Here is a 25,764-nt window from a genome sequence, read left to right on the forward strand (position 1 = left end):
TCTGCAACGTTTTACATTTCCATATGGATTTAAGAAAGTATAAGGAAAAAGTATTAAACCTTTTGCTTCGCGCATACTTATATACAGACAGATTGGAGTGATGTTATGGTGATCGTTCCTACCATCATTGAACGCAATGCCGCAAGTGAGCGTGTATATGACTTATATTCTTGCTTATTAAAAGAGCGTATTATCATATTAACAGGGGAAATTGATGATGCCATGAGCAGCAGTATTTGTGCGCAGCTGTTATATTTGGCAAGTATCAGTAAAGATCCGATTCAAATGTATATCAATTCACCCGGAGGAAGTGTCAGTGCCGGTTTAGCCATTTATGATGTGATGAAGTATATTTCCTGTGAAATTGCCACAATTGGCATGGGCATGTGTGCCAGTATGGCAGCAGTTTTACTATGTGCAGGTGAAAAAGGAAAACGCAGTGCCTTACAAAATGCTGAAATTATGATTCATCAGCCGCTTGGCGGTATGCAAGGGCAGGCAAAGGATATGGAAATCGCCGCACAACATATCAATCAATTGAAACAACGCTTATATCATATTTTAAGCAGTCAGTGTGGACAACCTATTGCCACCATTAAGAAAGATTGTGACCGTGATTATTATATGGATGCGATAAGCGCAAAGGCTTATGGCTTAATTGATACCGTCATAGAAAACGGCTCTCATTAAAGAGAGTCGTTTTTGTTGGATAGCTAACATGTAGCTAACATTATTTTAAGGAGAAAATAGCCCTTCGCAATTGACCAATATCCTTATGCGTATAGATTTTTTCTGTTGTCGCATAGGAGGTATGACCAATCAAGCGCTTGATACTTGTCGCATTCGCACCAAAGTTTGACAGCCTTGTCGCAAAGGTATGGCGACAATCATGAGGCAAATGATTCATATCCAGCATATTCATGATCTTATCGAAGTAATTGTTACGATAGGCATGGTAATTGATCTTCGCCCCTGTTTCTAAATCACAAATTAGATATTCATTTCCCATATTGTAATAGTTTAATACATAATCCTGGATTCGCTCATGAATTGGTACGACACGATTTTTACCGGCTTCCGTTTTATTCCCACCGCGGATTGTCAAATTCTGTAAATCAACATCTTTGGTCTTGATCTGAAACAATTCGCTGACCCGAAATCCCGTGTAGATCATAATCAGAATCGTATCCACAAACGGTATATTATCATGTGCAAACAATACCTCAATCTCTTTTTCACTAAACGGCTTATGAATTTCCGGTGGCCGTTCTTTCTTATTGATCGTGACATATTTTGCATAATTCTTGTTTATGATATCGTTTTGTACGGCATATTCGCATACTAAAACCATCAGTGATTTTAATTTCAGATCACTAACTACAGATAATTCACTTTCATCCATGATCCGCTGAAAGTGAATGGTCTTTAACTCTGATAACTTGCAATGCCAGATGGGTTCACATTTGGCATACGCTGCCTTATAGCCATTGATGGCATTTTGTGAGATACAGCGAAACTTCATACTTGACCATTCCTGATAAATCGTTTCAAACGTAATTGTCCCAAGCTTTTGAATTTCCTCAAATAATACCGGATTCTTGTTATAGTTCCAAAGTGAAAATTCCGCCATCTCCTGTGTTTCGTAATACCCAATGATCTTGCGCTTTTGTTTATAACCAGCATCATTGCTGTGACGCAATGAAATGGTTACACAAGCGACCCATGGTTTTCGTCGGTTTCCTTGCAGGCGATAGACACTCCCCATGCCATTCGCCTTTTTGATGCCATAGTTACCGCTCATCTTCAACACCTTCTTATACTTATTCCCTTTACATATTAACCTTACTATGTTATGCACATGAAAGCAACGCTTTCTTATAGCGTTACTAACACGTAGCTAACACTTTCACAAGTCTATAAAAATCATAATATCCCTTAATTTCAAGCCATTTTTTACTTTTTATACCTCATTCATAAATTACTTAAATAAGAATTCGCTTAAACAGAAGGGAGATTTATCATGGATATTATTCAAATTATCTTGTTGGCAGTCGTAACCTTTATCTTTGCGATTGACCAATTCTCTCTGACTGAAACACTGTATCGTCCAATTATCTCTTGTACTATTATCGGTGCAATCTTAGGTAATATGGAAATCGGTCTTTTAGTTGGTGGAACGTATGAAATCATGGTTATCGGTAACATGCCAGTTGGTGGAGCTCAGCCACCTAACGTAATCATCGCTGGTGTTGCCGGATGTATCTTAGCTATCAAAGCTAACATGGAAGTTAATGCTGCTTTAGGTACAGCTGTTATCTTCTCAATCTTCGGTCAGTATGTTGTTACGTTAGTATTTACATTCATGGCTGGTCTTATGTCAAAAGCTGATAAAGCAGCTGCAGAAGCAAATCCTAAGGGAATTGCACAGGTTAACTACATTTCAATGGTAATCCTGGGAACACTGTTCGCTGTTATTTCTATCCTGTGCTATGTTGGTGGAACAGCTATGGCTGACACTCTGCAGCAGATTGCTACAGATTACTCTTGGTTTACAGCAGGTTTAACAGCTGCTGGTGGTATGATGAAGTTTGTCGGTTTCGCTATCCTGATGAAGATCATGATGGCAAGCGATCTGTGGGGCTTCCTGCTTGCAGGTTTCGCTTCTGCAATCATCTTAAGCTACATCCCTACAGGCTTTGCATTTAATGCAGAAGCTGGTAGTGTAGCTGCTAGTGGAACAATGAGTGGTGTTGCATTATTATTGCTGGCATTCATTGGTATCTGTATCGCAATTTACGACTTCATGATCAATATTAAGATTAAAGAAAATGCTGGTAGCAATGCAGGAGGTATGAGTGATGGAATCTAATACAATGACAACATATAAAGATCTTACACCTGCTCCTAAAGTTGACAAAAAAACATTAAATAAAATGGTTTGGATGTCTACCATGCTGCAGGCAAGTTTCAACTATGAAAGAATGCAGTCCAGTGGATGGCTGTGGGCTATGTTACCTGGTTTGCAGAAAATTCATACAAATAAAGATGACTTAGCTGCATCTATGACACACAATATGGACTTCATTAATACACACCCTTACTTGGTAACCTTCGTAATGGGTATTGTATTATCAATGGAACAGCAGAAGATGGATATTCAGACAATTCGTTCTGTACGTATCTCTACTGCAGCTCCATTGGGTGGTATCGGTGACGCATTGTTCTGGTATACATTTGTACCTATCGTTGCTGGTGTTACAGCTATCCAGGCACAGAATGGAAATATCTTAGGACCAATTCTGTTCTTCGTTATCGTATTCGGTGCACAGATGGCTTTACGTTTCGCTTTGATGTACTGGTCTTATAACTTAGGTATGTCAGCTGTAGCTTCTTTAACAAAACATGCGAAAGAATTTACACATGCTGCATCTGTTATGGGTATCTTCATCGTTGGTGCTTTGATTTCTAACATGGGTTCTACTTCTTTAGAAATCGTCTTCTCTTCAGGCGGATTAACTACAAATGTACAGGGTCAGTTAGACTCTATCCTGCCTAAAGTAATTCCTTTGGCATTAACTTTAATGTGCTATGCTCTGTTGAAGAAAAAATGGACACCAATCAAATGTATCGTTCTGCTGTTAGTAATCGGTATCGTAGGATGTATGTTTGGTGTATGGGCAACTGGTGGTGCTTATACGGCATTAATTCCAGTTCCTTGGCACGCATAAAATAGTAATATTGCTCTCTCAAACCTTAAAACAGGTACAATTGATATCTGTATGCAGGTCATCCACTTGGGTGACCTGTTTTTTCATTCCTATGTTAATGTAGAGGGAAGATGTTCCTATATGTATTAGGTTATCGTAAGTTATGAAGATGGTTCTGTTTCATTAAAGGTAATAAAAAAACCTTTTGATTTCTTTTGAATCAAAAGGAGGTGTCAAAATGAATTGACTACATTATCACACACAGTTACTATACACTTATAGTTGTGAAATTGTAAATATACGATTCGAAAAAAGTCGAAATATTTGTGATTCATGCTATAATGAAAACAATAAAGTAGAGGTGTTATTATGAGTGCCGCAAGTATCATTATCATAATCTGTGGCGGTGTTGCCTGGTTTACCTATCGGCGCATCAAACAGTTTCCTATCATCGCCATACAGGGAGCATTTCAAAGAGCAGATTACCAGCATGCCTTAGAACTCTTAAATGGCGCTGGTGCTGAGAAATTATTATCCCCCTTGGAAAAAGATCGTTTACTGATGAAAGCTTATTTCATGGCAGGCAAAAAGAACGAATTTCTAGAACAGATTGCAAAGATTGCCCACACACAATATAAAAAAGGAGATCCAGCAAGTGTATTAGAGCCTTGGTATTACCACAGTTTACGATGTAAGCATACGGAGTTTGCGAATGCCTACCAACAAGCATTGCATGCGTGTGCTGATGAACAAACCTTGCAAATAGCAGATCTCGCCTATCAAATATTATTAGAGAACAGTCTGCATGATATTACTGCCCTTGATGAATACATCTGCAAGATACGAAGTGCTGATTTCCATGCCGGTTTATTATATTATTTAAAAGGTAAATTATGCTTTCATGAAAATGCCATCGAAGAAGCATTGCATGCTTTCGATAATGCATTATTTAATTTTGAAACGGCTGAATCTTATCTATTTTATGATGATGCCAAACAGTATATTGATACTTATGGAAATTCCTCCTATTTGCATTATGGAAAAGCTGATGTAGCAATTCATACCGATATTGATATGGTAGAAAGATATCGTATGGTTCCTAAAAAAGATGCAAAATAGTTCTCTTACCACCTACATCAATGGAATAGACGTAGAATTGACGTATCTTACTAAGGTACGTTTTTTCTTTTTGTTTCAACGTATTGAGTTCACTATGCAACATCGTAAGAAAGAACAAAGCTCGTTCTTGGCATGAGAAAAGGCCATTCTTGCGAATGACCTTTAAACTCAATTGTAGATAGAGTTATTAGTTTGAGAGAGCACCATCTACTATTTTAATTTAGATTAAGCAACTACATTCCAAGGTACTGGTACTAATGGTGTGTAATCGCCACCCCAGATACCGAAGATAGCTCCAACGATACCGATAACCAAGAATAAACCGATACATTTTGTAGGAGTCCAGTTTTTCTTCTTGATCAAGAAGTAGCACATCAAAGTGAACAGTAATGGAATTAAGCAAGGCAGGATCTTATCTAAGTATTCCTGAATGTTAATGAATACGTCAACCATAGTTTTTCCGTCTTCAGCAACAGTCTGTCCGTTAGGGATAGAGATACCTAAGTGAGTTCCGCCACCATAGTTAGAAATCAAAGCACCTACAACGAATACACCAAGCAGAGAAGCTGCATGAGTGAATTCTTTTGCATGAGCAGTCATCATAGATACAGCTTTTGTACCTAAGTTATAAGACCAGTACATTAAACCATAACGCAATGCCATTTCAGCACCAAATGCGATGATGAAGTACAGGATTGGTCCCATCATGTTGCCGTCGATTGCCATGTTAGCAGTCATACCAGCAGTGATAGGAATCAGTGTATACCAGAACAATGCGTCACCGATACCACCTAATGGAGCTGCAGTAGAGATACGTACAGAACGGATTGTCTGAATATCCATTTTCTGCTGTTCCATAGAAAGAACCATACCCATAACGAATGTTACTGCGAATGGGTGAGTGTTCAAGAAGTCCATGTTGTGTGTCATGGATGCAGCTAAATCATCTTTGTTTGTATGAATTTTCTGCAAACCTGGTAACATAGCCCACAGCCATCCAGCTGATTGCATTCTTTCATAGTTGAAAGCTGCCTGCAGCTGCATAGAGCGCCATACCATTTTATTTAATGTTTTGTTATCGACTCTGGCAGCAGGGGTAGTGTCTTTATAAGTTGTCATAGCATTAGATTCCATCACTCATACCTCCCATTCCGCTTCCAGCGTTTTCTTTAATTTTTGATGTTGTTAAGAAGTCATTCAATGCAATAGCGATACCGATGAATGCAACTAAGATCAGAGCAGCTGATGAAGTTGCAGGAATGTTTCCAAGGATCAATGCGAATGCGAAACCTGCAAGCAGGTAGCCCCACAAATCGTTAGAAAGCATAATTTTCAGCAGGATTGCGAAACCAACGAAACGCATCATACCACCGGCAGCACCTAAACCACCCATGAACCAGCTAGCGTTCTTAGAGATTTCAGTCAATGTATCTGACATACCAACTCCAGCACTATAAGCAACGATTGCGATTAATGCAAACAATCCGCCTAAACCAGCCATAGAGATGTTCAATACAGCAGTAATTCCTTTAGGATTAGCTTCAGCAGCAGCTTTGTCAGCTTTAGCCATTAATCCAGACATGATAGTGAACATTACAGTTACTACATACTGTCCGAAAGTAGCGAAGATCATACAAGCACCTAATGCAGCGTTTGTATCCATGTGTGCCTTAACCGCGAAGATCATAGCAACAACGCTACCTAATACGGCGTTAGGTGGCTGAGCTCCACCAACTGGCATGTTACCGATCATCATCAACTCGTAAGTACCACCGATAATAAGACCCATGTTTACATCTCCAAGGATCAGACCGATGATAGGACAAGCGATAATTGGACGGTATACGATTTCTGTTAATGAGAACTGGTCAATTGCAAAGATGAACGTTACAATGGCCAGCAGTACACATTCAATAATATTGAAGTCCATAAGTTTCTCCTTCCATTATTTAATTTTTCATTAAATAACACTTTTGTAATAAATTCTTGTTAAATTATTATTTAAATAATTTATCAATTGGTTCTGCAGCAATATCTGGAACTCGTTTGATTTCCAGTTCAACACCCAAGTCCTGCAGTTTTTTGAAAGTTGCAACATCGTCATCATTGACAGCAACAGAAGTAGCAACCTGACGTTTACCTTCTGCCATGTGCATGTTTCCAATGTTTACTTTCTTAATAGGAACTCCACCCTCTACTAATCTTAGTACATCCTGTGGAGTTTCACAGATGATAGCGATGTGCTGCTGTGGGCTAGCTTTACCGATGATGTTGATTGTCTTTTCGATACTGAAGTATCTTGTCTGTGCATAAGCTGGTGCAGCCATATTCATCAGACCCTGACGGAATTCATCACCTGCTACGGCATCGTTTGCCACTAATAATAAGTTAGCTCCAACGACTCCACACCACTGTGTTGCAACCTGTCCGTGAATCAGACGGTTGTCGATTCGTGTTAAAACGATATCTGGCATGTTTGCTCTCTCCTTTCTATCTGTTTAAACATGAACTAGCGGCAGCGCTTCATGATGAGGTGAATGCGCTACGTAAACCCTTTCAGTTCACTTAGATTTTATGCCAAAATGGATGTGATTTCTTTACACTTTTTATTAGTGATTTTGCACTTTTTAGCAATTACGCCCATTTTCATCTACTAATTAATGCAAATAATCAGAAATATCCATACATTTCGCAAAAATTTACATACGTACTTACTTTTGGGAAAAAATGTGATAAAAGTAATTGACATATGACATTTTATTCATCGATTATCACATAATGTAAACACTTACATAAAACAGGCGAGTTTCTCTCACATTTTTATCCATATTCTTTTCTCATTAATTTCTTTTCTGGATGCGCAAAATTTGCTATACTATTCATAAAAGAGGTGAACTTCTCATGTTTAACAAAACAACTAGTTTTATTTTTAACAAATATGGGGAAATCGTAAATGATTTGACTCGCCGTCAAAGCATCAAAATGACACACTCTGTATTAAAATTGAAGGATAAAGAATTCACATCTTATTATACATATAATAGTGATGTGTATGTGAAGGTATTATCGGGTATCGTCATGCTCGTAGTCAGCAAAGATGAAAAAGCAGAAGAATTTGAACGTTTTGTCATCCACCGCTTTATTAAAATAAAAAAAGGTGTGAAGTTTAATTTCATCACGATCACCCAGACTTCCAAGGTTGAATTAGAAACTGATTTTAAAGCGAAAAAGACCTATGTAAAAACATATGATGGAAATCCTATCAGTTATGAACCTATCATTCCAACCTTTTCAGTAAAAGAAATTCTTGGTTATTACTATCAGGTCCGCAATGCCAGCTACACCTTTCCCGGTGAACAACATAATTATTGGGAACTCACTTTTATTGATAATGGAGAACTAGCAACAACCGTTGATGATGAAGAATATCGTTTAGACGAAATGGATCTGATTTTATATGCGCCGGGACAGTTTCACACACAAAAAACAGGAGATGCCCAGTCATGCAGTTACTTAACGATCCTCTTTGATATGGACATTCCGGATTCTTATTTAATTACAAATCGTGTTTATCACGCTCATCGTGATATTCACAATGCCCTGAATAATTTCATCAAGGTTTCTAATAATGAAATGCTTTATGACAGTGAATTGATGATTTGTTATATAAAAGAATTATTGATTAAAATCCTCCAATATGATTTCTTATCCAGTTCTCCGGTAGCATCTACCCCTATGCAGCAGCGCTTTGAAAATGAATTACTGAATGAAATTGTCATTTATATCAACGATACGATTTATGAACAATTAACCATTGAAGAAATTTGTAATCGTTTCTCCATATCACGTTCCAGTCTGCAAACGTTATTTAAAAACAACTTAGGAACGGCACCTAAACAATATATCAGTGATTTAAAATTAAAGAAAAGCAAACTATTGATCAAAGAGAGTGTATATACGATCAGTGAGATATCCAGTATGTTGGGATTTACCTCAATTCACTATTTTTCTCGCAAATTCAAACAACAATTCGGTATTACACCAACAGATTATGCAAAAACCATTTACAATTAAAGCATGAAAAAAACCGCATTGCATGCGGTTTTCTTATATATTATGATTTTTTAGATGCCGTCTGAAGATTCTTCCTGAACAACTGGTTTAAATTCATAACGAACTACCTGATCTTTTCCTGTGTTCATAGCCATTTCTGTTAAAGCCCCTAAGTCTTCAATGAAAGAGCGGCCCATATTCACTTCGATCAGCATAGGCAGGTTAGTACCAGCTAACACTTCAACATTACCTCTTGGATATCCAACCATTACAGCTGTTTTGAAAGGAGAACCTCCACCAAGATCAGAAAGTACCAAAATACCATCACAATCTTTTAAGGAATCTAAAGCTTTAGTTAATTCTCTTTCTAAATCTTCTACTGAATATTCCTGTGGAAAGTCAACAGCTACATAGTTTTGTGGATCACCAGCAATTAATTTCAAAGAGCTAGTAAGACCTGTTGCGAAATTTCCGTGTCCGGTTACGATTAATCCTATCATGTTATTTACCTCCAACAATTATTTCTTTGTATATGGGTGCAAGATGACACCTTTTACTACACGGTTAACTTCTCCTGTAGGACATGGATTGTCTGGAGTAGAACCATATGCTAATGATTTGAATAATGCTAAAATCTGCGCAGCTACGATGTAGTTGAATCCTAAGAATGCATTGTCATGTTCATTTTTCAAGTTGCAAGCATATGCATAATCAACTAATTCAACGATTTCTTTATCTTCTTTATTCATGATCGCAGCAATTTTATTGCCTTTACGCTGTGCGCTCATTTCTTTGATCAAATCCACTTCATACTGGCGAGTATATGGATCATCACTAACATAAACAACTGTTAATGTTTCATCATTGATGATTGATTTAGGTCCATGACGGAATCCCATTGGCGTATCAAACATTGTAGCAACTTTACCTGCAGTAAGTTCCAACATTTTCAGCTGACTTTCCTGAGCGATACCTTTTAAGCAGTTTGCTCCAAGGTAAACGATACGGTTGAAATCAAATCCATCAGCGATTTCTTTAAATGTATTCCAATCATTTGCGCAAGTATTTTCAGCAGCTGTGATAACATCTTCTAATTCTGCTTTTACTTCATCCAGATTATCCAAGCTGAAGCATAACAGCGTTGCTAACATCATGTTAGAGAAACTGCTAGTCATAGCAAAGCTTTGATCGTGTGTTTCTGGAGTTAAATTGATAGCATATGCATTATCACGTTTTGCAGCTGCTTTACTCAAAGCTCCTTCTGCATTACAAGTGATGAATAAGTGATATACATTCTTACCGCATACTTCATCCGCAACATCAACAGCACCTACAGATTCTGGTGAGTTACCACTTCTTCCATAAGATACTAACAGGGTTGGTTTGTCTTGAGATAAATAAGCTTCTGGAGTTGCAACAATATCGGTTGTTCCATAAGATTTTGTTTTGTAATTTGTACGTCTTGCAACATACGTATAAATAGAGTTACCAACAAATTCACTTGTTCCGGCACCTGTCAGAATGATGTCATAATCTTCATTCTTTGTAACATTTTCAATAAATGCCTTTAATTCATCTTTGCTGTCTTCGATCTGTTTGATGGTTTTTCTCCACGTTGCCGGCTGCTGGTTAATTTCCGTTGCAGTGAAGGTTCCCTTCAAACTTTCCCACTGTGCTGAGTCTTTTCCAAAAATCATGTTTCATCGCTCCTTTTCTGAATTTTGAAATCCTTTTCATTACGACTTCATTATATCTCACGATAGTAAAAAAAACAACGCACTGTGCATAAAGTTGTTAAAATGTGCAAAAACCTCACTAATTTTCGATATTGCCTTTTTTATAGCGTTAATTATCCGCTGACAGCCTTAATAAATGTGAAAGAAGCGGATTCTGATATGGGATAAGAAAATAGGCATGCGATGCTTTAAAAAGCATTATTTTCTTTGTATTTCTTTCTTTTAAGGTAGACGAACTTCTTGTTTCCATATATAATAAGCGTTAGAGGTGATTTTTAATGGCTATAAAAGGCAGAAAAACCGCGATGTCAGCAGAAGACAATAAAATAGGCGGTCTTAATGTATATCATGATGAAAAAGGACGTCCGGTATATCTTAACCGTATGAATCATGTAGGTTATGTGTTAACAGATAAAACCAAACCATTCCGTACCTATAGTTCGCGTTTCTTTATCGGTGGCATTGCCGCAATCTTTGCATATATGTTTGAGCTTCCTTTGATTATGTGTATTTTCTTAGGTATTGCAGCATATGCGCTCATGGAATTCAAATTCCGTAAATTCCTGCAGACTTTGCCACAGATACCAAATTTCAAACCGGTTAATCACATGGGAACGATACAATCAGAAGCAAATTTAGATGCGAAAAAAATTGTCATCAAAATCTTTTTATTTATCGCTTTATCTGTATTGCTAATCATCAATGCATATCAGCAAGGGTATGAAGGTGTCATCCTGTATCTGAATTGGGCAATTGCCGTTGCCGCTGCTATCATGTGTATAATTGAAATCAGAGCGTTTCTATTCAAGAAAAACAACGTTGGTTAAGAAAAAAAACTGTAATCAAAAGATTACAGCATAAATTCATTGGGAAAGAAGAGAATTCTAAACGGCTATTCAGCCATGTATAAGAATTCTCTTTTTATTTCTTGATTTCGCAAAACAATCTTTTTAAAGCATACGGTATATTACAAAAAAAGCTAAAGATGTTATTTTCATCCTTAACTTTCTAAATATCTTTTGCTTAGGCATCTGCCAGTTTTACACTTGACTACCTTAATAATACTCATGCAGCCATAATGGCTTTTTTAAAATGGCATACGCTTCTTTGGGCGTTTTTGCTTTGGCATTAAACAGCTTATTGAACAATGGATAACTGTTAATGCGGGCCATCATAAAGGCTGAACGTTTAGGTATCGCCAAGGTAAAGATTTTTTCAAGTTTTTCACTTTGACTGACTTCCACGATAATAGCCTCATGATCACCAAGTATCTCTTTCATCATTCGCTGTAAAGCAATCGACTCCATATAAACAGCCTCTTTCACAACAAGATCATTTTTCTGCATTTGATAAATCAAATACCCGCAAAGCGTTCCATGCGCATCACGATATGTTACCAACTGCTTAATTCCCAGAGTCAACTCTTTTAACAATGTTTCATAATAGGCCACATCTCGTTCATAATATCCATCAAAATGACGGATAAATTGCCGATACGCCTTTAACAACTCTTTTGCTTCAGCCTCATGTGCCACTCGCAGTGGTATGATCTTATTAAGGTATTCCCTTTGAATGAGATATTGTTTGCGTTCATATAGTACCTGAAAGCCAAATTGTTCATATAGTCGCGGATTGAATGCTTTCACCAATGTAATTAAATGGTTATGACTCGCCTCATCCAATGCACTGTTCATCAATTCACGCATATGTCCGCGGCGGCGATAATCGGGTAATGTGCTAACTCCTAATATATAAGAGATATTCAATAATTTACCTTGAAACCGCATGACGTGTGTATTCATTTGCAGACTGGAGATAATACGATGATCCTGTTCCTGTACCAAACAAACACCTTCATCAAATAAATGACGGAAATAGAAGCTTAAATAATTACGATTTTGACTTGGATAGGCATGTTTCCATAATTCATAAACCTCAGATTTGTCGTCTCTTCCAGCTTCCTTTACCATGCTTACCACGCTCCATTATCATCTTTTTCTTCCGTTTCTGTATATTCAACATCAATGATATCATCTGTATCACTTGTTCTACGCTGATTGTCATACCTACGATAGTCTTGAAAATCCTCTTGATCATAAGAATCCATATCATCTTCAAACTTTTCCATGTTTTTTTGGATTTTATGTTTCATATATAAAATATAGAAAAATAATGCCAAGACGATGAATAGAATAATCGGTAAAACAATTGGTAAAATCATAAAGAATACATAAAGCAATAAAATAGCTACGATAATATAGATAAGAATGTCCATGATATTCCTCACTTTCATTAAAATATTACAGATTCATTATAATATAAAATCTTTGTTCTGTATATGAAAAGAGGGATTTCTCCCTCTTCTTCTATAATAAGTCTTTTTCGTGTACACCCAATGCTCTCGCAATTGTTTCCACTACCCGCAGCGACACATTCCGAACACCACGCTCAATGTCGGAAATATAATGTTGATGAACATGGCAGAGGGCTGCCAGTTCTTCCTGCGTCAAATGTCGCTGTTTTCTCAAAGAACGCACATTGCGTCCAAAGCGGGCTTCAATACGCAGTCGTTGATCTCCTCTACACTCTTTTTGCCGTCTTTCCAGCTCCTTTTTCGAAACATTGGGGGTACGTGCAATGTATGCCTGCATACACGCTTCCCACCTTTCTAGGTTCTATTGTATCATATTTTTATGACGTAAAGACGACTTTTTCGCTTTTTTATGAAAGCCATAATAGAGCAGCATACCTAACCATAAAAGAGTACATATTCCAAGATATATAGGCCCCTGAAAAGGATAACGTTTATGTTTTTTTTCTATCGTTGGTTTTGCCATCGTCTGTGTTGTTTTTGTTTCTGCTTTCTCCATTTGTTCCTCATATACATATTCAGGATTGCGTATTAATATATAAGCAAGACCCTGTGAAAGCAATTCTTCTTGTATAAGCGTTCCATCCGCAAACAGATATACACTTAACTTTTCATTAATTTGTGTCGTAGGATCTATTTCCATTGTTACATGATCTGCCTCCATTAAAATAGAACAGGTTTTCTTCCAAGCATTCTCATTTTTTAAATGGATATTAAATAAAGAAAGATTTAATTTACTTCCTTGACTCTCTGCTATGATCTGATCTTTTTGGCAGTCACTAATTTGTACTTCATAAGGCGTATTATGTAGAAAAGGAAAAAGTGCAGCTATTAGTATCATGAAGATTTTCATATCATCACCCTTTTTAGTCTGCACTTTTCTATTTAATTTATACCTTGCGGTACTGGTCGGCCATTTCCTTTAATTTTGCCAAGCGATGTTTCATGCCCGATTTCGATATGGTTTCATCATATACATCTGCGCAATAATCACATAGCTCTAAAAGGCTAGCTTCCGGTAATTCCTTTCGCGCATAAGCAGCATGCTGAAGCTTTTCAGGCAATGCCTCTAAACCACGATAATTTTCAATCCATTGAATATCTTCCAATTGTTTTTTTCCCGCTGCCATACTTTTCATCTCATTTGCCAGCTCACAATTATCCAAACGTGTCAATGAGTTCATGAAATCTCGTTGAATACGACTATCTTCAAACGTAAAGACTGCATCACTTGCGCCGATATAACGAAGAAAATCACCAATCTTATCACTAGCCTTTAGATAGATTACATCTTGATTGCGGCGTTTGATATATTTTGCCGGCAAATCAAAGCGGTTCATCAGCTTTTGAATAAACTTTGCCAACCCTTCATTGTTGGTACTAATTTCTAAATGATAATTTGCTTTATTCGGTGAATTAACGCTGCCTCCAGCCAAGAAAGCTCCTGCTAAATATGCTCTGGCACAGCATTCTTTACGCAACATACGGCTAGATGGATGAGCCTGCAAACCTTTTTCGGTGAATATTTCCAAATCCTTTAAGATTTCCATTGCTTTATTTTCCACACGTATCACATAGATATTATTTTTTTTCAGTTTCATCTTTTTGATAACAGAAAGTCGTGTAGTTACATCATAACGTTCTTTCACCAATTTATAGATACGTTTCGCCGTTGTGGGATTTTCTGTTTTAATTGTCAGATGCACCCCATCACTAGTGAAATTCATCGTTGAACACATTTGTAAAACAGCGCTCAATTCTGCTTTCATACAGCAAGGATGCAACTCATTCGCCGCTATTTCCGATTTAACTTCCGTCGTAAAAGACATCTACATCATCCTAACTCTTTTTCTATAACTTCCTGAATTACATCTCTAATCTTATCTGAATCATGACGAATCAGCTGATCTTCAAAACTTAAGACATCACGATATAATATTTCATAATCATGCTGCTCTTCCTTTACCTTGACCGGTTCACTTCCCATAGCTAAATATTTATCAAGTAATTCTTTGCTGACAACATTATTATGCGTAATGACAATATCTACGGCATCCGCAAAGGAATGACGCTGTAAAGCCCGAATATGATCTTCAACTGAGAAATGATCTGTTTCTCCCGGTTGTGTCATCGCATTACAGAAATATATCTTTTTTGCTTTATTTCTTTTTAATTCATCCACCACACCATTGACAATCAAATTAGGCATAATGCTTGTATACAAGCTGCCAATGCCGTAGAAAATGATGTCCGCTTCATGAATGGCTTGTAGAGCTTCTCTAGTAGCTTCAACATCATCTTGATAAAAAACCTTTTCAATACGGTTGGAAAACTTAGGGATATTACTTTCACCGCGAACAATCGTTCCATCTTCCATAATAGCGTAAAGCGTAATGACCTGTAAAGAACTCGGTATGATATTTCCACGCACTTTTAAGAATTTTGAAAAGGCACGGATGGCCTCCATAAAACTACCGCTTGTCTGTGTTAAAGCAGTCAAAATCAGATTGCCTAAATTATGACCGCCGACATCACTGTCATCCCCGTCAAAGCGAAAATTCATCAGCGAGGTAAACATCGTTTCTTCCTCTGCCATAGCACACATCACACTGCGGATATCCCCCATAGCGGGGATATGAAATTGTCTGCGAATACGACCTGTACTGCCACCATCATCTGCGACGGTCACAATAGCGCTCAGGTTAATGTCAGGAATCTGTTTTAACCCTCTCAGCATAACCGATAACCCAGTGCCCCCGCCAATGACTGCTACATTTTTCATAGTTTAACCCACTTTCTTATCACGGTGTGATTTATAACAGGTATATTGATCACGATAATGAGAATACAGCCAATTGGTAATTGTCACACTACGATGATGCCCACCGGTACAACCGATCGCTACCATAATGTGACTCTTATTTTGGTTTTTATATTGTGTGAAAACAAAATCTAAAAAGTTTTTTAAATGTCGGACATATTCTTTTGTCTGATCAAAACTCATCACATAATCATAAACCGGTGCATCATCACCCGTTTGTTTCTTCAGTTCCTCTATATAATATGGATTTGGTAGGAATCTGACATCAAAAACTAAATCTGCATCCATAGGAACTCCGTGTTTATAGCCAAAGGATACAAACGAAATAGAAAAGACACGGCGACTGTCTAACGCCAGCTTTTCCATCAACATGCTCTTTAATTCATGTTGATCCAATTTCGTGGTATCAATATGCATGATGGCATGTTCGCTTAAGGCATCAAACATATCGCGTTCCAATTCAATTGCCTCTTCTAAGGTTTTGGCCTTATGAAAGATGATCATGGGATGATGACGTCTTGTAAATTTGTAGCGCAATAGTAACTTCTCATTGCTGGCATCTAAAAAAACAATATGAATATTCACATCGATATTCTCAAAATACTGTAAAAATTTAGGATAATCCATTGCTGTTGTTGCCAAGGCAATGTTTTTATAGCGTGGATCCGGTTCGGTGTTGATAATTTTTCCCAGTGATGCAATTAACTGTACAGGGAAATTATCAATACAGTGATACCCCATATCTTCCAGAATACCCATGGCAGTCGTTTTACCTGCTCCAGACATCCCGGTTATTAACACAACATTCTGTTCATTCATCTGTATCACCTCGCTATAAGTTTACCACAGCGAGCACACATTCGCTACTTTTTCTCACAAAAGAATCCTCTTTCCCTAATCATAAAAAAGAAGCTGTTTCCTTCTTAGTAATCGGATAAAATCAATTACACGTAACAGCTGCTTTTACTGATTTGCTCTTTATCGAAAATGATATTTATTCTTGCTTTTCACTCAACTCTCCGCTTTTCATAATTAAAACTTTGTCGCAAAGGCAATCAATATCTTCTTTATTGTGACTGGCAATAATAATTATGCATCCCGCATCTCTTAGTTTTTTGAATAAATCTCTAATTCGATAAATACTAATCTCATCCAATGCATTTGTAGTTATGCAACAATGTTTCTACACGATAGAATTTTACAATCATGAAAACCGTTTTAATCACATTCGCAGTTAAGGCCATAATGAATGAACACCCTACAAGCGCCGGGAGGCATTTTTTGAAATATTGTGTTCTTGTCATACGCGTTATTTCAAATGATTTTATTGGTGGGATAAAAATTAATATAAATAAAAGAAACATCAAAATATCTCTTGTGAAAAGACTTGGATCTAATCCTGTAAATATATTAATTTCGTGTTCACTTAATACTTCTCCATAAATTCTATAAAACACAAGATGCCATCTTGTAATTAAAAACAGAATATAAAAAATATAGGTAACTGTAAAAGTACTTATTTGTCTTTTCCACATTTGGTTTCACCTTTCTTCCTGTAAGAAAACTATAGCACAAAAAAAGCGATTCTTATGGTGATGTCTGAAATAAGGATATTCTTGTCTTAAATAAGAAAAGTCATATCTTTTTTACGGATATGACTTCTTTACCATTATAAACCTTTTATAACATGAAAGGCATGCTGTGCCGCAATTGCACCATCATTGGTTGCCGTTACAACCTGACGTAATTGTTTTTCAATCACATCACCTGCACCGTAAATACCTTTTACCTTTGTTTCACAGTTCTCGTCCACAACCATATAACCACGTTCATTTAGTACAGGCAAATCTGCTAAGAAAGAAGTTGCCGGATCTAAACCAATATATGGGAAAATGCCATGTGTCTCGATTGTTGTTTCAATACCTGTATCAACATTTCTTACTTTTAATCCAACCACTCGATTTCCATCATCTATAACAGCAATTGGAATGTGTTTTGGAATGACATGGATTTTAGGATTCTCTCTAATTGCTTTTTGTACGATACTGTCTGCCCGAAATACATCTCGACGAATTATGATATTCACGCGGTTTGCAAATTGCGTTAAGTAATTTGCCTCTTCTAAAGCCGAATTACCGCCACCGATGACACAAACTTCCTGATTGCGGAAAAATGCCCCATCACACACTGCACAATAGGATACACCACGTCCGATATTTTCTGCTTCGCCTGGAATCTTCATCATACGCTCCTGTGTTCCGGTTGCGACAATAACAGCCTTTGCTTCATATACCTCACCATCATCACAGATAACTTTCTTATAATCTCCTGCATCTTCTACCTTGATAACATTTCCATACAGATATTCTGCACCGAATGCCGTAGAATGTTCAAACATATCACTAGCCAGTTTAGCACCGTTTGTTTCTATGGTTCCCGGCCAGTTACTGATTTCATTTGTCTTTACTAACTTACCTCCGGGGGCTCCCATCTCCAGCATAGCCACTTGTAAGCCGGCACGGCTTCCATAAATAGCAGCACTCATTCCCGCAGGGCCAGCCCCGATGATAACTAAATCGTAACGTCGCTCCATTCGTGATCCTCCTTTACCAAATTGATGATCTCTGTCATGTCATGTATTATAGCACAAGGTTTTTCTGCTTTCATCTCTTCTGCTCTTACCTCTTCATATACAAATGCGACGGAATAAGCAGCCATCTTCTTACAAGCCTGTATATCGGTCGGAGAATCTCCTATGTAAATAACATCATCGTGCGGCACATGGAGTTTTTCACATGCTTCCAAAATACCAACTGGGCTTGGTTTGGGCTCGCTGATTTCTTCACCACCTAAGATGACCTCAAAATATGCTTCTAAATCAAATTGCGCTAACCCCATCTTCACGATATCCAACAGCTTATTCGACATGACTGCTAAAGGATAATCATGTTCCTTCAGATAGGCAAGTGTTTCTTTCACATGCGGTATTTCCGTTACATATTCATCATGATGTGCATGATTAAACGCACGATAATAGGCAATGATTTCATCAACTTTTTCGGCATCAAAATAACGTAAAAACGATTCTTTTAATGTCGGCCCTAAGAAGGAGTGCAATTCCTCATCCGTTAAGGTATGCTCTGGCAGATACTTTTTAAATGTATGGCGAAAAGAAGCAAAAATAAGTGCTTTTGTATCAACAAGCGTACCATCTAAATCAAAGATAATAGCAGGCTTACGGCGCTTAAATGGCCAAATGTTTTTAAACAGGCGATCAAAGACACCAAGTATACCTAAGACACCTAATACGACCCCAAGCAAAGACACGACTTGTGCGATACGTAAAGGTCCAAGCATTAAAGAGTCGGTTCTCATTCCTTCCACAAAGAAGCGTACCATACCATACCATGCCAAATAGGCAAAGGCCAGATCACCACGTTTTCTTCTGCCATATTTTTTATAGACAAAGGTAATCAAAAGGAAGCCGACGATATTACCGACACTTTCAAACAAAAAAGTTGGCTGACGATAATATCCGTCAATATACATCTGATCTTTTATAAAGGAAGGCCAATGGGCATAAAAGTCACCACTGACAATTTGTCCATAGGCTTCTTGATTCATAAAATTACCCCAACGACCAATCGCCTGAGCTAGCATTAAATTAGGAAATATAGCATCTGCAATGCGCAAACCATCTATCTGATGACGATGGAAATACCAGACACCAAATAAAGTTCCGGCGATTACTCCACCATGAATCGCCAATCCACCTTCCCATATATAAAAAGCGGAAATAGGATCTGCAGCATATAGATTATTCCATTCAAAAATCACATAATACAATCTTGCCCCAACGATGGCAATCGGCAGCATTAGCAGGAAAAAATTTTCAAATATTTCTTCTTTATAGCCCCATTTGCGAACTTGGCGTAAGGTCAGATAATAAGCTACAAAGGCACCTGTCAAAATGATAATGGCATACCAAGTTATCTGAAACCCACCTATGGCAATAAAAGTTTTCATATCAGGAAAAAACGTCATAACACCCCTCCTAGTTCTCTTGCTTATTGCGTTCAATATAATCTAAAACGCGTTGTTCAAATTCTTTTGCGCTGTCCATACCCATTTCACTCAACATGAAGTTGGTCACGGCAGATTCAATAATCACTGCCATAGAACGTCCTTCACGCACAGGAACAACGATTTTCGGTATTTCTACGCCGAGGATGTTTTCGTGTTTTTTATCTTCTATGCCAACACGATCATAATCCTGATCAGGATCCCATGGTTCTAAAGTAACCTGAAAGTTGATTTCTGTTTTTGGCAATACCGAACTTACTCCAAACATGCGTGCCACATTAATTACACCAATACCACGGATTTCCAGCATGTCTCTTAATAATTCCGGTGATTTACCAATAATCTTATTATGAATACGATAACAATCCACACGATCATCCGCAACTAATAAATGTCCGCGTTTGATCAATTCCAAAGCAATCTCACTTTTTCCCATGCCACTTTCACCGCGAATGAGCACACCTTTTCCATAAATGGATAACAAACCGCCATGCAGACATTCACTGGTTGCCAGTTGTTCATCCAGAAAAGCCACCATATCGACGATTAACCGCCAAGTCGGTGAAGCAGAGCGAAAGATCGGAAAATTCTTTCGCTTTGCACATTTTCGTAATAATTCCGGGCATTCATGATTTTTTGTGATAATCAATGCTGGAGTTGCTTCATTGGTAATAAAGTCAAAGGATTTTCGCTGTTTTGCGACGCTCATCGTCTGAATATAAGCGATTTCCTTATCGCCTAATACCACCAGTCGCTTTACTTGACTGTTTTCAAAAAATCCTGCCAATTCAAGACCGGGACGATTTGTATCCGCGATGGAAATCGGGCGATCCAATGATTTATCATTTCCGGTAATCTGTTCAAAGTTAAATGCTTCCACTAAACGACGTACCGGGCAGCTGATTTTTTCTTCCATGATGACATCCTTTCCTACAGAACTTTTTTCAGATATTGTCCTGTATAGCTATTTTCCACCTGTGCAACTTCTTCCGGCGTCCCACATGCAATGATCGTTCCACCTTCATCTCCGCCTTCCGGACCAATATCGATCACATAGTCAGCTGATTTGATAACATCGAGATTATGTTCAATAACCAAAACAGTATCTCCATTGGATACAATGCGCTGTAATACTTCTAATAAACGTTTAACATCATGACTATGTAAACCTGTCGTTGGTTCATCCAACACAAACAATGTCTTACCGGTAGCCTTACGCTGTAGTTCACTTGCTAATTTCACACGCTGTGCCTCTCCGCCGGATAATGTAGTTGCACTTTGCCCCAGCTTAATATAGCCAAGACCGACATCTTTTAAGGTTTGCAGCTTATGTTTTATTTTATGCATATTTGCGAAAAAGTCAATTGCCTCTTCCACACTCATTTCCAAAACATCATAGATGTTTTTTCCCTTATAAGTAACCTGTAAAGTTTCATCATTATAACGCTTACCGCCACATTCTTCACAAGGTACATAAACATCTGGCAAGAAATGCATGGAGATACGTAGGATACCATCTCCCTGACATGCCTCACAACGTCCTCCTTTTACATTAAACGAGAAACGTCCCTTATCATAACCACGCATCTTTGCTTCCGGTGTCTGTGCAAACAGGGCACGAATATCATCAAAGACTCCGGTATAAGTCGCTGGATTACTTCGTGGTGTACGACCGATTGGGTCCTGTGAGATATCAATAATTTTATCAATGTTCTTAATACCTTTGATTTTCTTATGCTTTCCTGCTTTGATACGCGTTCTTCCTAATTCATGCATGATGCCCTTGCTTAAGACTTCATTCACTAGTGATGATTTCCCACTGCCACTGACTCCGGTAACAACAATAAAGGTTCCTAAAGGAAATTGCACATCGACATTTTTCAAGTTATTTTCACAAGCACCGATGACCTCTAACTTTTTCTTATTACCTTTTCGTCGCTCACTTGGTACTTCAATTTTCATCTTACCACTTAAATACTGACCGGTAATGGAATTAGGATCCGCCATTACTTCTTCCGGTGTTCCGGCAGAAACAACTTGTCCGCCATGAATTCCGGCACCCGGACCGATATCGATGATATAATCACTTGCCCGCATAGTATCTTCATCATGTTCAACAACAATCAAGGAGTTTCCAAGATCTCGCATATCCTTTAACGTATTGATCAAACGATCATTATCACGCTGATGCAATCCGATACTAGGCTCATCCAGCACATATAATACCCCACTTAAGTGAGAACCAATCTGCGTTGCTAACCGGATGCGCTGTGCTTCTCCACCGGATAAAGTACCTGCTAAACGATCTAAGGTCAGATACCCCAAGCCGACATTATTCAGGAAACTCAAACGTTCACGAATTTCTTTTACAATTAATTTGGCAATTTCTTCTTCCTGTTTTGTCAGTGTTAATTCTTCCATAAAGACAGCTGCCTGACGCACTGACATCGTCGTCCATTCATAAATATTAATGCCGCCGACACGCACGCTTAAAGCCTGTTCATTTAAACGTCGCCCGCCACAGGTCGGACATGGTGCTTCTGCTAAGAAAGTCGCATACCATTCCCGTGACATCTGTGAACTGGTTTCCATATAACGTCGTTCGATTAAAGTACATACACCTTCGATAAACTCCGTTTTTTTCATCACATTCCCACTGCGTGATTCAAGTTTATAAGAGATCAGATCTTTAGAACCATACAAGACAATATCCAATTCTTTTTTGGTAAAATCTTTGATTGGTTTATCAATACTGATATCATAATAGTTTAATAAAGCCGCAAATTTTTGCCATTCCAGATTTTCCGTATTGACAATATTCTTATAATAAACGATACCACCCTGACGTATGGATTTTGTACGATCCGGTATCAGATATTCAACATCAACCTTTTGGGTAATACCTAACCCTTTACATGTATCACATGCTCCAAAAGGCGCATTGAAAGAAAACAATCGAGGTTCTAGCTTAGGAATGTTAAATCCACAATATTTACAAGAATAATTACTGGAAAACAAGACTTCTTCATGGTTATACGTGACGATTGCCAAGCCATCACTCATCTTTAATGCCGTTTCTAATGAATCATGCAACCGTGAACGATCGCTTCCTTTTACGATACGATCAATCACAACATCAATATTATGTTTCTTATTTTTCTCTAATGCCTCGACATCTTCCAATAGCTTCATTTCACCATCAACTCGCACGCGAAGATACCCTTCTTTACGTAAATGGTCAAATAAATCCTTATGCGTTCCTTTTTGACCATGGACGGCCGGTGATAAAATCGTTAAACGTGTCTTATCTTCCAGCTCCATGATTTTATCTACCATCTGTTTAATTGTCTGAGATGTAATAGGTTCATTATGCGTAGGACAATATGGTACACCGATTCGGGCATACATCAAACGCAAATAATCATAAATCTCCGTTACGGTTCCAACCGTTGATCGCGGATTATTACTCGTCGTTTTCTGATCGATGGAAATGGATGGGGATAATCCTTCAATAGAGTCTACATCCGGTTTTTCACTATTGCCTAAAAATTGACGGGCATAAGCACTTAAAGACTCCACATAACGTCGTCTTCCTTCGGCATAAATCGTATCAAATGCCAAAGATGTTTTTCCTGAACCGGATACTCCGGTCATAATGACAAATTTATCGCGTGGTACCTTAATATCGATATTTTTTAAATTATTCTCACGGGCACCTTTTATATCTATATAATCATGGCTCATATTTCTACCTCCAAACAACTACTATTATACATTAGTATGACCTTTTCGCCTAACTTTTCGCATTCTGAATCGCATTATTTTAAAAAAAAATAAAAAATTTGAAAGGTTTTATAAAATAGCATCGTGTTATAGGTGTACAAGGTACACAAGGAGGAATTTATTATGAAGAAGAAAAAAACAGTCGTCGTAATTGCAGTCGCTGCTACCCTTATACTCTCAATAACTTTATTGAAGGCAAAAGCTGACACCTTTCCACATTTTGGTGTTCATCATGGTTATGAAACACATGAACATTGTGACAATACACAAAAGCATAAAGAAACACACCATGCGATATCTCAAAATAAGGCATCTGTGAAAACAGCCACCCCAAAACAAAAAAGCCCTCTTACGCCAACAACGGTGTCCACAAATACTACAAATACGCGTTCAGTAAGCAATAATGATGATTCGCAATATAGAAATCAGCAGCCTTGCGCTAACGAGAATAGACAGTGTCAAAACAACAACCAAACCTTATGCCCAAATTGTCAAAAGCAACATCGTACACAGACACCATGTCCAAACAAAGGTAACTACCAGATGAAACAAACACGTAGCGGAAGAAGTAATCACACTGCTTGTAATAGAGGATATCACGGAAATCACCACTAGGCAAAACAATTAGAATTCAGTATACTAAGAATAAGGGATGAGGAAACCATGCGAAGTGAAGAGGAATTGAGGACAGCGATTCATCGTTATGCGGACATGATTCGCAAAATCTGCTTTATCCATATGAAACAGGAGAGTGATGTGGATGATGTTTTTCAATCTGTCTTTTTGAAATATGCGAAACAATCAAGCTTTCATGATGATGAACATGAAAAGGCATGGCTGATTAGGGTGACCATCAATGAATGTCATGATACTTTAACTACATGGTTTCGCCGTAAGGTCATTTTGAGTGATGAATTGGAAAGTTATGCACCCAGTGTTACTTCTATGCATTCCACAATGTTGGATGCTGTTCTTCATTTGAAACCAAATTATCGCAATGTTATTTATTTATATTATTATGAAGGTTATAAGATTCGTGAAATTGCAGATATTCTGCAAAAGAAAGAAAATACGATTCATACCTGGCTGAAACGAGCAAAAGATGATTTGAAAATCATGCTGGGAGGTGATGATCTTGACTAATCCATTAAAAGACTTAGATCAGCTGCATGCCAGTGAAGAAACGAAAGAAAAAACATTACAGTATGTTTTATCAAAACAACGTCATAAGAAAACATTGCCAATATGGCAAGGAGCACTCGTATGTGCGATCAGTGTTTTGTTGGTTATGCTTTGGCAGCCTTGGAAAGTTGATGATCTTCCAACAAAACCAACTTCACCGGCAGCCATTGCCTCAACCATCACCTTAGATGTGAATCCAAGTATGGAATTATCTGTGGATGCGCAACATCGCATTTTACAAACAAAAGCTTACAATAAAGATGCGAAACAGATTTTAGCGAGCATTGATCTTAAAAACAAAGAACTTGATGAGGCATTAACTTTATTATTTGCGAATGCTACCTATCAGAAATATTTAGCAAATGGTATCTTGGAAGTCGGTATCTATGCCGATGATGCAGCTCTGCAAAAAAGTCTAGAGGAAGAAATTGGCGCTTATCTGAAAAGCAATGCTACGGCAAAACGATATCACTGTGCATCTATTGATTCCAAGACACATGAAGCGGCCAAGATGCATCATACAAGTCAGGGCAAATATCGTGTGATTGAACAAATACGTTCTTATGATGCAGCTTATACAATTGAAGAATTGTCAAACTATAGTATGAAAAAATTATATGCGCTATTAGAACAATACGATGATTCCGCTGTACCTGAAGGCTGTCATAGTGAGCGTGCACATGAGAGTAATCAGGAAACACATCATCAAAACCGTCATCATGGCAATCATGATTAGTCCCTTTAAAAGGGACTTTTGTATTATAAAGTTAGGAGTTAAATCGATTTAATTCCTAGCTTTTTATTATAATACACAAAGAATCACAGTAAAATTAAAAGGATTAACTCCTATACAATATAGGAATCAATCCTTAATCAGTCGGGTGTGATAATCTGTGTCCAACTTTATGG

At 37.8% G+C, this 25,764-nt stretch carries 26 protein-coding genes and 1 pseudogene; 10 read left to right on the top strand and 17 right to left on the bottom strand.

Features of this window, described 5'->3' with window-relative positions:
• The first annotated feature begins 105 nt into the window (after positions 1-105).
• On the top strand, positions 106-690 hold the full coding sequence (locus tag LI241_RS05030; RefSeq protein WP_008690609.1) for an ATP-dependent Clp protease proteolytic subunit: 585 nt from the start codon (positions 106-108) through the stop codon (positions 688-690).
• Between the two features lie 40 nt (positions 691-730).
• Here LI241_RS05030 and LI241_RS05035 read toward each other — a convergent pair whose 3' ends face one another.
• Complete coding sequence (locus LI241_RS05035) at positions 731-1,801, bottom strand: site-specific integrase (protein WP_227151038.1); 1,071 nt, start codon at positions 1,799-1,801, stop codon at positions 731-733.
• Positions 1,802-2,020: 219 nt separating this feature from the next.
• Here LI241_RS05035 and LI241_RS05040 point away from each other — a divergent pair, with 219 nt between their 5' ends.
• The 3 genes from LI241_RS05040 to LI241_RS05050 all read left to right on the top strand — a co-directional run bounded on the left by LI241_RS05040 (position 2,021) and on the right by LI241_RS05050 (position 4,826).
• On the top strand, positions 2,021-2,869 hold the full coding sequence (locus LI241_RS05040) for a PTS sugar transporter subunit IIC (protein WP_008690598.1): 849 nt from the start codon (positions 2,021-2,023) through the stop codon (positions 2,867-2,869).
• Complete coding sequence (locus tag LI241_RS05045) at positions 2,859-3,728, top strand: PTS system mannose/fructose/sorbose family transporter subunit IID (RefSeq protein ID WP_008690600.1); 870 nt, start codon at positions 2,859-2,861, stop codon at positions 3,726-3,728. The genes LI241_RS05040 and LI241_RS05045 overlap by 11 nt, the downstream gene beginning before the upstream one ends.
• A gap of 348 nt (positions 3,729-4,076) precedes the next feature.
• Positions 4,077-4,826: a hypothetical protein gene (locus LI241_RS05050; protein ID WP_008690603.1), complete on the top strand. Its 750-nt coding sequence runs from the start codon at positions 4,077-4,079 to the stop codon at positions 4,824-4,826.
• A gap of 225 nt (positions 4,827-5,051) precedes the next feature.
• On the opposite strand, the gene LI241_RS05055 is transcribed toward LI241_RS05050, so the two are convergent.
• The 3 genes from LI241_RS05055 to agaB all read right to left on the bottom strand — a co-directional run bounded on the left by LI241_RS05055 (position 5,052) and on the right by agaB (position 7,300).
• Positions 5,052-5,960 (bottom strand): PTS system mannose/fructose/sorbose family transporter subunit IID, encoded by a 909-nt coding sequence (locus LI241_RS05055; protein ID WP_008690606.1) that lies wholly within the window; start codon positions 5,958-5,960, stop codon positions 5,052-5,054.
• Positions 5,950-6,756, bottom strand: coding sequence for a PTS sugar transporter subunit IIC (locus tag LI241_RS05060; RefSeq protein WP_008690607.1), 807 nt, complete (start codon positions 6,754-6,756; stop codon positions 5,950-5,952). Before LI241_RS05060 ends, LI241_RS05055 begins: the two co-directional genes overlap by 11 nt.
• A gap of 67 nt (positions 6,757-6,823) precedes the next feature.
• Positions 6,824-7,300 (bottom strand): PTS galactosamine transporter subunit IIB, encoded by a 477-nt coding sequence (gene agaB, locus LI241_RS05065; RefSeq protein ID WP_008690597.1) that lies wholly within the window; start codon positions 7,298-7,300, stop codon positions 6,824-6,826.
• Between the two features lie 427 nt (positions 7,301-7,727).
• Between agaB and LI241_RS05070 the strand changes: the two genes are divergently transcribed.
• On the top strand, positions 7,728-8,900 hold the full coding sequence (locus tag LI241_RS05070) for an AraC family transcriptional regulator (RefSeq protein WP_008690596.1): 1,173 nt from the start codon (positions 7,728-7,730) through the stop codon (positions 8,898-8,900).
• A 50-nt stretch (positions 8,901-8,950) separates the two neighbouring features.
• Here the strand turns inward: LI241_RS05070 and agaF are convergent, their stop codons facing one another.
• A complete protein-coding gene (gene agaF / locus LI241_RS05075) occupies positions 8,951-9,379 on the bottom strand; it encodes a PTS galactosamine/N-acetylgalactosamine transporter subunit IIA (RefSeq protein ID WP_008690595.1) in 429 nt (142 codons plus the stop codon).
• A gap of 18 nt (positions 9,380-9,397) precedes the next feature.
• The gene (locus LI241_RS05080; RefSeq protein WP_008690594.1) at positions 9,398-10,576 is read right to left on the bottom strand and encodes an SIS domain-containing protein; all 1,179 of its coding nucleotides are present in this window, start codon (positions 10,574-10,576) and stop codon (positions 9,398-9,400) included.
• Positions 10,577-10,893: 317 nt separating this feature from the next.
• Here LI241_RS05080 and LI241_RS05085 point away from each other — a divergent pair, with 317 nt between their 5' ends.
• Entirely contained in the window at positions 10,894-11,442 is a 549-nt protein-coding gene (locus tag LI241_RS05085) for a hypothetical protein (protein WP_008690593.1), read from the top strand.
• Between the two features lie 228 nt (positions 11,443-11,670).
• Here the strand turns inward: LI241_RS05085 and LI241_RS05090 are convergent, their stop codons facing one another.
• The 11 genes from LI241_RS05090 to uvrA form a co-directional block, all read right to left on the bottom strand.
• Positions 11,671-12,585: a GNAT family N-acetyltransferase gene (locus tag LI241_RS05090; RefSeq protein WP_008690592.1), complete on the bottom strand. Its 915-nt coding sequence runs from the start codon at positions 12,583-12,585 to the stop codon at positions 11,671-11,673.
• 2 nt (positions 12,586-12,587) lie between these two features.
• A complete protein-coding gene (locus LI241_RS05095) occupies positions 12,588-12,890 on the bottom strand; it encodes a hypothetical protein (protein WP_008690591.1) in 303 nt (100 codons plus the stop codon).
• A 91-nt stretch (positions 12,891-12,981) separates the two neighbouring features.
• A complete protein-coding gene (locus LI241_RS05100) occupies positions 12,982-13,266 on the bottom strand; it encodes a helix-turn-helix domain-containing protein (protein WP_008690588.1) in 285 nt (94 codons plus the stop codon).
• A gap of 24 nt (positions 13,267-13,290) precedes the next feature.
• A complete protein-coding gene (locus tag LI241_RS05105; protein ID WP_008690586.1) occupies positions 13,291-13,839 on the bottom strand; it encodes a thermonuclease in 549 nt (182 codons plus the stop codon).
• 37 nt (positions 13,840-13,876) lie between these two features.
• A complete protein-coding gene (gene whiA / locus LI241_RS05110; protein ID WP_008690584.1) occupies positions 13,877-14,815 on the bottom strand; it encodes a DNA-binding protein WhiA in 939 nt (312 codons plus the stop codon).
• 5 nt (positions 14,816-14,820) lie between these two features.
• A complete protein-coding gene (gene yvcK, locus LI241_RS05115) occupies positions 14,821-15,768 on the bottom strand; it encodes a gluconeogenesis factor YvcK family protein (RefSeq protein WP_008690583.1) in 948 nt (315 codons plus the stop codon).
• Positions 15,769-15,771: 3 nt separating this feature from the next.
• Positions 15,772-16,626 (bottom strand): RNase adapter RapZ, encoded by an 855-nt coding sequence (gene rapZ / locus LI241_RS05120; RefSeq protein WP_008690580.1) that lies wholly within the window; start codon positions 16,624-16,626, stop codon positions 15,772-15,774.
• Positions 16,627-17,476: 850 nt separating this feature from the next.
• Positions 17,477-18,400 carry a thioredoxin-disulfide reductase gene (gene trxB, locus LI241_RS05125; RefSeq protein WP_008690574.1) on the bottom strand — a complete coding sequence of 308 codons (924 nt, stop codon included), beginning with the start codon at positions 18,398-18,400 and terminating at the stop codon, positions 17,477-17,479.
• On the bottom strand, positions 18,379-19,851 hold the full coding sequence (gene lgt / locus LI241_RS05130) for a prolipoprotein diacylglyceryl transferase (RefSeq protein WP_008690572.1): 1,473 nt from the start codon (positions 19,849-19,851) through the stop codon (positions 18,379-18,381). The genes trxB and lgt overlap by 22 nt, the downstream gene beginning before the upstream one ends.
• Positions 19,852-19,861: 10 nt before the next feature.
• Entirely contained in the window at positions 19,862-20,806 is a 945-nt protein-coding gene (gene hprK, locus LI241_RS05135) for an HPr(Ser) kinase/phosphatase (protein ID WP_008690570.1), read from the bottom strand.
• Positions 20,807-20,820: 14 nt separating this feature from the next.
• Positions 20,821-23,634: an excinuclease ABC subunit UvrA gene (gene uvrA / locus LI241_RS05140; RefSeq protein ID WP_008690569.1), complete on the bottom strand. Its 2,814-nt coding sequence runs from the start codon at positions 23,632-23,634 to the stop codon at positions 20,821-20,823.
• A 162-nt stretch (positions 23,635-23,796) separates the two neighbouring features.
• Between uvrA and LI241_RS05145 the strand changes: the two genes are divergently transcribed.
• The 4 genes and pseudogenes from LI241_RS05145 to LI241_RS15965 all read left to right on the top strand — a co-directional run.
• Positions 23,797-24,288, top strand: coding sequence for a hypothetical protein (locus LI241_RS05145; RefSeq protein ID WP_008690568.1), 492 nt, complete (start codon positions 23,797-23,799; stop codon positions 24,286-24,288).
• Positions 24,289-24,336: 48 nt separating this feature from the next.
• Positions 24,337-24,816, top strand: a complete 480-nt coding sequence (locus LI241_RS05150; protein ID WP_008690567.1) for a sigma-70 family RNA polymerase sigma factor — start codon at positions 24,337-24,339, stop codon at positions 24,814-24,816.
• Positions 24,803-25,591: a hypothetical protein gene (locus tag LI241_RS05155; protein WP_017144755.1), complete on the top strand. Its 789-nt coding sequence runs from the start codon at positions 24,803-24,805 to the stop codon at positions 25,589-25,591. The genes LI241_RS05150 and LI241_RS05155 overlap by 14 nt, the downstream gene beginning before the upstream one ends.
• Before the next feature lie 73 nt (positions 25,592-25,664).
• Positions 25,665-25,742: pseudogene (locus LI241_RS15965) on the top strand (IS3 family transposase); the annotation flags it as partial.
• Positions 25,743-25,764 lie beyond the last annotated feature (22 nt).

It is taken from the genome of Longicatena sp. 210702-DFI.1.196, assembly GCF_020563125.1.
GTDB classification, from domain to species: domain Bacteria; phylum Bacillota_I; class Bacilli_A; order Erysipelotrichales; family Erysipelotrichaceae; genus Longicatena; species Longicatena caecimuris.